7 protein-coding genes are annotated in these 11,529 nt (G+C 42.0%); 3 read left to right on the plus strand and 4 right to left on the minus strand.

What is annotated here, in order from left to right; genetic code table 11:
• Positions 1–7 precede the first annotated feature (7 nt).
• On the minus strand, positions 8–418 hold the full coding sequence (locus tag DW862_RS06900; RefSeq protein ID WP_004315530.1) for a PaaI family thioesterase: 411 nt from the start codon (positions 416–418) through the stop codon (positions 8–10).
• A 205-nt stretch (positions 419–623) separates the two neighbouring features.
• Here DW862_RS06900 and DW862_RS06905 point away from each other — a divergent pair, with 205 nt between their 5' ends.
• The 3 genes from DW862_RS06905 (at position 624) to DW862_RS06915 (ending at position 6,533) form a co-directional block, all read left to right on the plus strand.
• Complete coding sequence (locus tag DW862_RS06905; protein WP_120067539.1) at positions 624–1,826, plus strand: glycoside hydrolase family 88 protein; 1,203 nt, start codon at positions 624–626, stop codon at positions 1,824–1,826.
• Positions 1,827–1,990: 164 nt separating this feature from the next.
• On the plus strand, positions 1,991–3,541 hold the full coding sequence (locus DW862_RS06910) for a sulfatase (protein WP_120067540.1): 1,551 nt from the start codon (positions 1,991–1,993) through the stop codon (positions 3,539–3,541).
• Between the two features lie 130 nt (positions 3,542–3,671).
• Positions 3,672–6,533, plus strand: a complete 2,862-nt coding sequence (locus tag DW862_RS06915) for a chondroitinase family polysaccharide lyase (RefSeq protein ID WP_120067541.1) — start codon at positions 3,672–3,674, stop codon at positions 6,531–6,533.
• 140 nt (positions 6,534–6,673) lie between these two features.
• On the opposite strand, the gene cysS is transcribed toward DW862_RS06915, so the two are convergent.
• The 3 genes from cysS to DW862_RS06930 all read right to left on the minus strand — a co-directional run bounded on the left by cysS (position 6,674) and on the right by DW862_RS06930 (position 11,528).
• On the minus strand, positions 6,674–8,155 hold the full coding sequence (gene cysS, locus DW862_RS06920) for a cysteine--tRNA ligase (RefSeq protein ID WP_008023995.1): 1,482 nt from the start codon (positions 8,153–8,155) through the stop codon (positions 6,674–6,676).
• Positions 8,156–8,385: 230 nt separating this feature from the next.
• Positions 8,386–9,198, minus strand: coding sequence for a Cof-type HAD-IIB family hydrolase (locus tag DW862_RS06925; protein WP_120067542.1), 813 nt, complete (start codon positions 9,196–9,198; stop codon positions 8,386–8,388).
• A gap of 332 nt (positions 9,199–9,530) precedes the next feature.
• The gene (locus DW862_RS06930) at positions 9,531–11,528 is read right to left on the minus strand and encodes a PL29 family lyase N-terminal domain-containing protein (RefSeq protein WP_120067543.1); all 1,998 of its coding nucleotides are present in this window, start codon (positions 11,526–11,528) and stop codon (positions 9,531–9,533) included.
• Between the last annotated feature and the right edge of the window lies 1 nt (position 11,529).

Below are 11,529 nucleotides of genomic sequence, written 5' to 3' on the forward strand. Positions count from 1 at the left end.
CCTGTTTTTATTCCTGAACTTCGAAAGGCACTTTTTGATCCTTTCGGAATACGCTGGATTCAAAAGTTGCAATCAACTCTCCGTCTTGGTTTGTTATATCTACCTGATAGCAACCTGTGCTTCGGCCGATATAGCGTTCGCGTGCTTCGGCAAAGAGAGTGTCTCCGGGGCCGCTGGCACGCAGGAAAGTAATAGTGGACGAGAGAGAGAAAGCTAGTGTGCCGTGCGAGTTAGCAGCTGCGGCAAGCGCAAGGTCTGCCAGCGTAAAGATGGCTCCTCCTTGTGTGCGGGCACCTGCATTAAGATGTTCGGCTTTTATTTCTAACTTGGCTTTACTATACCCTTTTCTTACTTCCAGCAGAATTATACCTGCATTTTTGGCAAATATGTCATTCTTAAAGAATTCTTGTGGTGTCATGATGATTTATAATTTATGATTTATGGGGTGGATTCTGATTTATGAAAATGTCATTCAGGCATAAATCATAATTCATAAATCCAAAATCTTTTGCAAATGTACCAAAATAGTTCCTCATTTGGATTATTTGGGTCGGTCTATTCTCTTTAAATGCACTATTTTTGCAATCAAGAAAATTAATCACTTAATAAACAATCCATGTATTATGAAAACAATTCTTAGCGCATTAGGACTTTCCCTTTTGATCTTAACGAGTTGCGGTGGACAAAAAAAGGTTGAAGTAGACTTTCTTCAGGACAACATCGACAACGCAGTTGCACAAAACACGATTCAAACGGACATTATTGAAAAATCCGGTAAGATCCTGAATCCAAGAACTATCAACAAAGATGGTAGTATATCCTATATACCTATCGAAGACTGGTGTTCCGGCTTCTTTCCCGGCAGTATGTGGCTCACATATAATCTGACCGGAGATCAGAAATGGTTACCATTGGCCGAGAAATATACGGAAGCTCTTGATTCGGTAAAACATCTGAAATGGCATCATGACGTAGGGTTTATGATCGGTTGCAGTTATCTGAACGGATACCGTTTGGCGGACAAGAAAGAATATAAAGATGTAATTATTGAAACAGCTAAGTCACTTTCTACCCGTTTTCGCCCGAATGCAGGCGTTATCCAGTCATGGGATGCCGATAGAGGCTGGCAGGGAACGCGTGGATGGAAATGTCCGGTGATTATTGATAATATGATGAATCTCGAACTTTTGTTTGAGGCAACCGCTCTTTCAGGTGATTCTACTTTCTATAATATTGCAGTGAAACATGCCGATACGACAATAGCTCACCACTTCCGTCCGGACAATAGCTGCTACCATGTGGTAGATTACGATCCGGAGACAGGTGAAGTGCGTAAGAAACAAACTGCACAGGGATATGCGGATGAATCTTCTTGGGCTCGTGGACAAGCTTGGGCACTCTACGGATACACTACTTGCTATCGTTACACGAAAGACAAGAAATATCTCGACCAGGCACAAAAAGTATATAATTTTATATTTAATAATAAGAATATGCCAGAAGATCTCGTTCCTTACTGGGATTACGATGCTCCGAATATTCCGAACGAACCGCGTGATGCTTCTGCTGCCGCTTGTACAGCTTCTGCCCTTTACGAACTGGATGGTTACCTGCCGGATAATCACTACAAGGAAACCGCTGATAAGATTATGGAGAGTTTAGGGTCGCCTGCTTATCGTGCAAAGGTTGGAACAAATGGAAACTTTATCCTGATGCATTCAGTAGGTAGTATTCCTCACGGTCAGGAAATCGATGTCCCTCTGAACTATGCTGACTATTACTTCCTGGAAGGATTGATGCGTAAAAGAGATTTGGAAAAGAAATAAGGAATAAGAAATAATAAAAAATAATGAACGGTAAGCAGTGAACGATGAATACTCTACAGATTCTAACGTAACATGTTTACCGTTTATCATTCAGCATTGATTGTTTATTATTCCCCTCTCATTATTTATTACTAACCTGTTTAAATCATTTATCGTAAACTATCATGAACAAACCTATTAACCTTCTTGTAGGAGGCCTGACGCTGTTTGCCGCACAGGGTTGCAAGGCTCCGAAGCAAGTGCCCCAACAAGCAGAACATCCCAATATAATTTATGTATTCCCCGATCAATACCGTAATCAGGCGATGGGCTTTTGGAACCAGGACGGATTTCGGGATAAAGTAAATTTTAAAGGAGACCCCGTGCATACTCCTAATTTGGATGCGTTTGCGCGTGAATCGATGGTGCTGTCGTCTGCACAGAGTAACTGTCCGTTGAGTAGCCCTCATCGTGGAATGTTACTGACTGGTATGTACCCGAATAAAAGCGGTGTACCATTAAATTGTAACTCCTCACGTCCGATCAGTTCTTTACGCGAAGATGCGGAATGTATTGGTGATGTATTTAGTAAAGCAGGTTACGACTGTGCCTATTTCGGCAAACTTCATGCCGACTTCCCAACTCCGAACGATCCCGAACATCCGGGACAATATGTGGAAGAGAAACGTCCGGCATGGGATGCTTATACTCCGAAAGAACGTCGTCATGGTTTTAATTACTGGTATTCTTACGGTACATTTGATGAACATAAGAACCCGCATTATTGGGATACGGACGGCAAGAGGCATGATCCGAAAGAATGGTCGCCCCTGCATGAAGCAGGCAAGGTTGTTTCTTATCTGAAAAATGACGGTAACGTACGCGATACCAAGAAACCTTTCTTTATTATGGTAGGTATGAATCCTCCTCACAGCCCGTACCGTTCTTTGAATGACTGCGAGGAACAGGATTTCAATCTTTATAAAGACCAGCCTTTGGATAGTCTGTTGATTCGCCCGAATGTAGATTTGAAGATGAAGAAGGCAGCATCCGCCCGCTATTATTTCGCCTCTGTAACCGGTGTGGACCGTGCTTTCGGTCAGATTCTGGAAACATTGAAAGAGATGGGATTAGATAAGAATACAGTAGTCATCTTTGCTTCCGATCATGGTGAAACGATGTGCAGCCAGCGTACCGATGATCCGAAGAATTCCCCTTATTCCGAATCTATGAATATTCCGTTCCTGGTTCGTTTCCCCGGTAAGATTCAGCCGAGGGTGGATGATTTATTGCTTTCCGCTCCTGATATTATGCCTACGGTGCTTGGCCTGTGCGGGCTGGGTGATTCTATCCCGGCAGAAGTGCAGGGACGTAATTTTGCTCCTCTTTTCTTCGATGAAAAGGCGGAAATTGTTCGTCCTACCGGTGCGTTGTACATTCAGAATGTAGACGGTGATAAAGATGAAAATGGATTGGTGCAGACTTACTTCCCTTCTTCAAGAGGTATCAAGACGGCTCAATATACATTGGCTTTATATATCGACCGTGATACGAAGGAGTTGAAAAAAAGTCTTTTGTTCGATGATGTAAAAGATCCATATCAACTGCATAACTTGCCTTTGGAAGAAAATAAGGAGATTGTGGCACAACTTTGCGGTGAAATGGGAGCTATGCTAAAGGAGATTAATGATCCTTGGTATACGGAAAAGATTCTGTCGGATCGGATTCCTTATTAACGATTTATGTATTCTTATATAATCATTTAGGCACAGATCACGCGGATTCACGGTCTTTAGTGTTGTCATTGTTGCAAAGTAACCGCGTTCATCCGTGTAATCCGTGCCTAAAAAAGATAACAATTCAGTAATGAAAAGCAGTTGTTTTATAATATTATTCCTTTTGGGAATTATTCCTTCAGCTTTCGCCCAACTCATCGGATTTGAAGAGAAAGTGCCCGAAGCATTTACAGTTTCCGGAAAGGGAGAAGTGAAAATCTCTTCTCTTTTTTACAAAGAGGGTGAAAGTAGTCTGGAATGGGACTTTCAGCCCGGTTCTACGCTGGATGTTCAAATTGCTCCTTTATCGTTGAATACGAGAAACGAGAAGCAGTTCGGCATTACCTTGTGGATTTATAATGAGAAACCGCAGCAGGATTCTATTCGTTTTGAGTTTCTGAATAAGGAGGGAGAAGTCTCTTATTGGTTCTCTTATCGTTTGCAGGCAGCAGGTTGGCGGGCTTGCTGGATCTCTTTTGAGTATATGCAGGGAGACAAGAAAGATAAGAAGATTGTAGCCTATCGACTGGTTGCCCCGCAACGGAAGGGGCGTATCTTTCTTGACCGTCTGATTTTCCCGGAAAAGAAAATGAATCTTCGTACCACCCCCGATCAGCAGTTGCCTACTAATAATGGGCTGTCTAATCGTGACTTGTGGCATTGGTGCCTCGTGTGGAAATGGGAACAACAGTTGTATGATATCCCTCTGCCTTCTAAATTGACAAGTAAGCAAAAGAAAGAATTGAAGACTATTGAACAACGTTTGACAGATTTTCTGGAAATAAAGAAAGCACCCCAAGGAGCGATTAATGCTGCCTATAAGACATTTGAGAAGGCTGCAATTAGTCCGTCTATCGCCGGAACGGGATTTATAGGGACTCCTATTGTTGCCCCTGATGAACAGGACAAGAAGAAAGGGGAGATGTCGTGGAATGATATTGAAACAATGCTTTCCGGTTTTGCTTATGATGCTTATTATAATCAGAATGAAACGTCAAAGAAGAATTATTTTACCGTATTCGATTATGCTATTGACCAGGGATTTGCATACGGTAGCGGTATGGGGACTAATCACCATTATGGATATCAGGTACGTAAGATATATACGACTGCCTGGCTGATGCGTGATGCTATCTACAAACATCCTCATCGGGATGCTTATCTATCCACATTGCGTTTTTGGGCGGCTTTGCAGGAAACTCGTCAGCCGTGTTCTCCAACGCGTGATGAATTATTGGATTCTTGGCACACGCTATTGATGGCGAAATTTATCTCTGCTATGATGTTTCCCGATACAAGAGAACAGGCGCAGGCTTTGAGTGGTTTGTCGCGTTGGTTATCTACTTCTTTGCGTTATACTCCGGGAACGATTGGGGGCATAAAAATAGATGGTACGACTTTCCATCATGGCGGTTTTTATCCGGGATATACCACTGGAGTACTTGCGACTGTAGGAGAATATATTGCATTTACCAATGGTACAAGCTTTGAACTGACAGAAGATGCACGCAAACACATGAAATCAGCCTTTATTGCTATGCGCAATTATTGCAATCTTTATGAATGGGGCATCGGAATCAGTGGTCGTCATCCTTTTGGAGGGAAGATGGGAAGCGATGATATCGAAGCATTTGCCAATATCGCTTTATCCGGCGATTTGTCCGGTCAGGGAAATACGTTTGATCGCGGTCTGGCTGCCGACTATTTACGTCTGATACGCAATAGTGATACTCCGAATGCGCGTTTCTTCAAGAAGGAAGGTATTCAACCGGCACAGGCTCCACAGGGATTCTTCGTTTACAACTATGGTTCGGCAGGCATTTTCCGTCGTGCGGACTGGATGGTGACATTGAAAGGGTATACCACTGACGTATGGGGCTCTGAAATTTATACGAAAGATAACCGTTACGGACGTTATCAGAGTTATGGCTCCGTGCAGATTATGGGGAAAGGAAATCCCGTGTCACGTGCCGGAAGCGGTTTTGTGCAGGAGGGATGGGACTGGAACCGTTTGCCGGGCACAACTACCATTCATTTGCCTTTCAACTTGCTTGATAGCCCATTGAAAGGAACGACTATGGCACGCTCCAAAGAGAATTTCTCCGGAAGCAGTTCTTTAGATGGTAAAAATGGAATGTTCGCTATGAAATTGGCAGAACGGGATTATGAGAACTTCACACCAGACTTTGTGGCCCGTAAATCCGTTTTCTGTTTTGATAACCGGATGGTTTGCCTGGGAACAGGTATTGCGAACTCCAATGCGGATTATCCTACGGAAACAACTCTTTTCCAGACAAAATATAATGGTAAGGAGCCCAAGGTAGGAGAGGATAACTATTGGCTTCATGATGGTTATGACAATTATTATCATGTAGTGGACGGAACCGTTCGCTCACAGGTGGCAGAACAGGAATCACGGCACGAAAAGACGCGTGAAGTTACTAAGGGAAAATTCTCTTCTGCCTGGATAGAACATGGCAAGGCGCCGAAAGAGGGGACTTATGAATATATGGTATTGATACAGCCTTCTGCTTCCGATCTCGACGAACTGCGTAAAACTCCTGCATACGAGGTGTTGCAACGCGATCAGACTGCTCACGTTGTTTATGATAGAAAGACTGGTATCACGGCGTATGCCGCTTTTGAAGCTTATCAGCCTGCCGCTGATAAAATGGTCGTCGCTATTCCTGCGGAAACAATGGTGATGTATGCAAAAGAATCTGATAAGGGTATCCGTTTAAGCGTCTGTGATCCGAATCTGAATATAGAAGAGAAGACGTATACAACGAAAGAGCCCAGTCGTCCTATTACTAAGGAGATACGGCTTAAAGGGCATTGGACATTGACAAGCCCGATGGAAAATGTCCGGTTGGAACAGCAGGGAGATCAGACCGTACTGACGGTAACCTGTCAGCATGGACAGCCGGTTGAAATGCTCATGGAAAATAAATAATTAGTGAATAAGATAAGAGAAAACAAGAATTTAAAGAGAGGGTATTAGTTATCATGTTTCTATGAAAAAAGAGAAGACCGGTTCGTAGTGAGCCGGTCTTCTTTGTATTTACACGGTGCGTTGAGCACTTTCTTTTCTTGTTACTTATTCAGTCTCCATTCGAAACCGTCTTTAGTATCTTTGATTTCAAATCCGAGTGCTGTCAGGGTGTTGCGGATTTCGTCGGAAGTAGCCCAGTCTTTGTTGGCTTTCGCTTTCATACGTTGTTCCAGTAGCATATCTACTACCTTGCCGTAGGCTGCTTCACGACCATCAGAAGAGCCTTTTTCTTCTTTCAATCCCATGATGTCGAAACTGAATAGATGGAATGTTTCTTTCAACTCTTTCAGGTCTTCGGCGGATATGGTAGCATTGCCGGCAATGATATTGTTAATAATGCGGGCACCTTCGAAAAGCTGTGCGATGACAATCGGTGTATTCAAGTCGTCATTCATTGCTTCATAGCATTTAGCGCGCAGTTCTTTCACGTTGATTCCCTCTGAAGTTGCCGGTGCGGGAGTAATCTTATCCAATGCGTCAATGGCTTCCATCAGACGTTGCAGCCCTTTTTCGGATGCTTGCAGTGCTTCATTGCTAAAGTCTACCGTGCTGCGGTAATGAGCTTGCAGGATGAAGAAACGGATTGTCATTGGTGTGTAGGCTTGTGCCAGCAGCTTATGAGTACCGTTGAAGAATTCGTCCAAAGTGATGAAGTTGCCGAGTGATTTACCCATCTTGGTTCCGTTGATGGTAATCATGTTGTTGTGCATCCAGTAGTGAACCATGTCATCACCTTGTGAGGCTACCGATTGTGCGATTTCACATTCGTGGTGAGGGAAAATCAAGTCCATTCCTCCTCCGTGAATATCGAAGTGTTCGCCTAGGTATTTGCGTCCCATAGCGGTACATTCGGCGTGCCATCCGGGGAAACCGTCGCTCCATGGAGACGGCCAGCGCATGATATGTTCAGGTTGTGCCTTTTTCCAAAGGGCGAAATCGGCGGGATTTCGTTTTTCGCTTTGTCCGTCGAGGTCACGGGTGGTATTCAATACGTCGTCCAGATTACGTCCGGAAAGTTTTCCGTAATGGTGATCTTTGTTGTATTTGGCTACATCGAAATAAACGGAGCCTTCGCTTTCATAGGCGTATCCGGCATCCAAAATCTTCTGTACCAGTTGGATTTGTTCAATGATATGTCCTGAAGCATGTGGTTCGATGCTCGGAGAAAGTACATTCAGTGCTTCCATTGCTTTATGATAGCGGTTCAGGAAATATTGAACAACCTCCATTGGTTCCAACTCTTCCAGACGTGCTTTCTTGGCAATCTTGTCTTCTCCGTCATCGGCATCATGTTCCAGATGACCTACATCGGTAATATTTCGTACGTAGCGTACTTTATATCCTAGGTGGGTGAGATAGCGGAATAACACATCGAAGGTTATAGACGGGCGGGCGTGTCCTAAATGGGCATCTCCGTAAACAGTCGGTCCGCACACATACATGCCTACATGAGGTGCATGAAGCGGTACGAACAACTCTTTCTTTCTATCTAAGGTGTTGTAAATGGTAAGTTGATGTTCCATAACATTTTATATTTGTTTTATTGGAACTGCAAAGTTAGTATAAAATCTGAATATGCGCTCTATCTTTGATGAGTTGATTTTAGCTCTTGAGCTGTTTTACTGGTAATATTATTAGTTTCCCGGTATGAAACTAAAAGTTTCACACCGAGGAACCAATGGTTTCATTACGGGAAACCAAAGGTTTCTCACCGAGAAACTAAAATTTTGTCGGCATGAAAGTAAATGTTTGGTTATTGTTGACTGTAAAACTTATCAATAGCTTCTGCTACACCGTCTTCTTCGTTGCTTAGAGTGATGTAATTTGCTGCTTTTTTTACAGGTTCTTGTGCATTTCCCATAGCAATTCCCAGTCCTGCAAACTTAATCATGGATAAGTCATTATAGCCATCTCCCATTGCTATGACTTCTTCTCGTGCTACTCCTATTTCTTTCAATAAGACAGCAAGAGAAAGAGCTTTGTCAATTCCTTGCGGAACTAATTCGAGGAAATAGGGTTCTGAACGGAAAACGTTAATATGTCCTTGTAGCCGGAGACTAAGTTCTGCTTCAAGCGGAATGAGTTTATCTGCGTCTCCTACGATGAGGCATTTGGCTACAGGAAGCGTGATCTCTGTGAGGAAGTCGTTTGTTTCCCGTACTGCCATTTTATTGAGAAAGGCCTCTTTCTGTACGTATGGGTCTTGAGAGTTTTCTGTTATTATATCTGCTCCGTCATAGGTTAATATACTTAGTTGGTGGGTACGGGCACATTCATAGAGCATCGGAACAACTTCATTAGGTAACACATTTTCATATACCATCTCTTTTGTTTCCCAATTGATAATTTCACCTCCGTTATAGGAGAGGATGAAACCTCCGAATTCATTCATCCGTAATTCGTTGGCTAATGGTACAATACCATAAGTAGGTCGTCCGGAAGCTAATACGAGTCGTATTCCTTGCTCTTGTATACGTATTAGAGTTTCCCTGTTGCGGGGAGTGATTTCTTTTTTAGAATTGGTGAGTGTGCCGTCAAGGTCGAGCACGATAAGTTTGTATTTCATGTAGCGTTGTTTTGGGTGCAAAGATAGATTAAAATAGTTTTTCCGCAAGGTGGTGGGGGAAAAGATGTGGCTTTAGCTAAGCCAGCCATCGTTTGTTCAACTTGGCAGATGTTTTTGTAAAGTATTGAATATTAATAAAGGAGCTTCAGATCTGAGTCGTCGTGCTGTCATGCATCAGATGCAGGGACTTTCTTTTTGAACCAGACTCGTATTTTTCGGATGTAGTAGCTTCTCCTGTTTCTGATTTCTTGATTGATGATATGACATTTAGATAAATAAAAGCCGCATAACTTTCGTTATGCGGCTTTTATTATTAAACTGGTAAAAGAGTTTTATTCAATTGTTGCTCCATAACCAGCTACATCGCTAGCTAATGTAAATATACCATTTACATAATCATATTGAGTAATAGGAGCTGTTGCGTGCTTGGTTATGTTATTACCGCTTGTTGGTTCTTTAACTAAAGAACTTGTATGATAATAATTCCAATTTTTGGTTAAGCCATATACGATATTGTCGGTTACATCTATTTGAGGTGTGCAACTTTCTAAGAAAGAATAATAGTAGGAGCCGAATTCTGCTTCCGGACTTACGTCAAAGATATTCTTGCTTATAGTCAATGATGTTCCTTTTTGATATCTGAAGAATATATTGCTACCTATCATGTTGACAAAAGTATTATTTATAATTTCGGCAGAAAGTACACCATCTGATAAAGGTATATTACCAGTAGCCCAGTTTAATATTTGCACGCCTTCTTGAGGTGTCTGGCTATACACTATATTGTTCTTGAAGTTGAAAGTTTTATAATCTCCTAAATTGAAGCCTTTATATATATTTATCAAGGCAATTTTGATAGCATTAACTTCAATACGAGTGTCTTGAACAGAGATGTTGTCTATACCAAAGTAAGTCTTTTGTGCTGCATCGTAATAAATTGGTTTCAAGACATTCGCAATCAGACAGTTGTCAATGCAGATGTCAGTAAAGTCTCCCTTGCTGATAACGCCTGCATTATTTATAAAATAACCAGCATTGCTACCTCCATTGAGATCACTTAAATCTATTTTTATATTCTTAAAAAGTAGCTTTCCTTTGCATGATTTCCAGCAATTAATAGGACGAAGTGTTACTTGCTCGTCATCATATCGACCGATGATAATAACATCATTGCTGATTGATTTTACTCCGGTTGTGGTAAAATTGTGTGCTGTACCTGTGAGGAACAGTATAACAGGTTTACTCATTGTAGCACTAAAGTAAGTGTCAAGTGCCACATCGGCATCTGTTGCATCCAATATTTGTATGTCAGCATCTGAATAAATTTGGTTGTTGATGGTGATGCCGCCGATAGTAATGTCTTTACCATGAGCAAAATCGGCTTTATAATCCGTACGATTCTTAATACTAACCTGAATCTTTGCAATCATAGCATACTTTCCACTTGTTGCCAATATCGCAATATCAGTACTGTTATCAGCTGTTGCACGAGTCATCATCTTTGCGCTTGATGCAGGGGCAGTAACAATCAATACATTTTCTTTTCCAGCTTCCTTAGAGAATTTAGCACTCCATCCTTCTGGAGCAGTAATCATTGTATTTTCTACTCCTCTCATGGTCATGGTAAATTCTTTCGTTTCACCTGCAGAAAACTCTTGTATTTGTTCTAAATCTTCAGCCGCAAAACTACATTCAAAGTCGCTGATGATAGGGATACGTATGGTTGGAGCATCCTCACCCGCAAGTACTAAGACCAGTTCGTTGTTTTCTACTGTTACACTCTTGAAGTTTTTGTCTTCTGCCGGAGCGGAACCGTCACCAGTTGCGCTGACTTTGTCAGTAGTTCCTTCTTTGTATATATATTCATAGTTTTTTCCTTCATCATAGCTAACCTGCCAGTAGCCTTCACTATCTACATTAAATGTAGGAGTCTTGCCACTCTCTCCATTAGCTTTCACAGGTTGTCCGTTTACAGTCAGACGCTCCGGAGTTTCATTTTTGTTGTAAAGAACAGTCCAGTAGCCTTCTGAATCGATACCGATAATAGGGCATAACAGGTTATTATCGTTTTTCATATATAGATTTACTGTCTTTCCATTGCTCAAAGTGAGTGTGTAAGAATCAGACTTTTCCTCTATATTAGTAATAAATGTTCCTTCATTATAAAGTTCGCGAAGAGCTTCTGTGTTACTATTTATATCACGTACTTGTGTCTCGAGTGCGGTAACGCGCTTTTTCAGTGCGTCTACATCATCTTCCAAATCGTCAATGTTGGTACATGCTACCAGGCATACAGCCAATAACATGAACATACTCCATACTTTTTTCATG

Source organism: Bacteroides sp. AM37-9, assembly GCF_003603455.1.
Taxonomy (GTDB): Bacteria; Bacteroidota; Bacteroidia; order Bacteroidales; family Bacteroidaceae; genus Bacteroides; species Bacteroides xylanisolvens.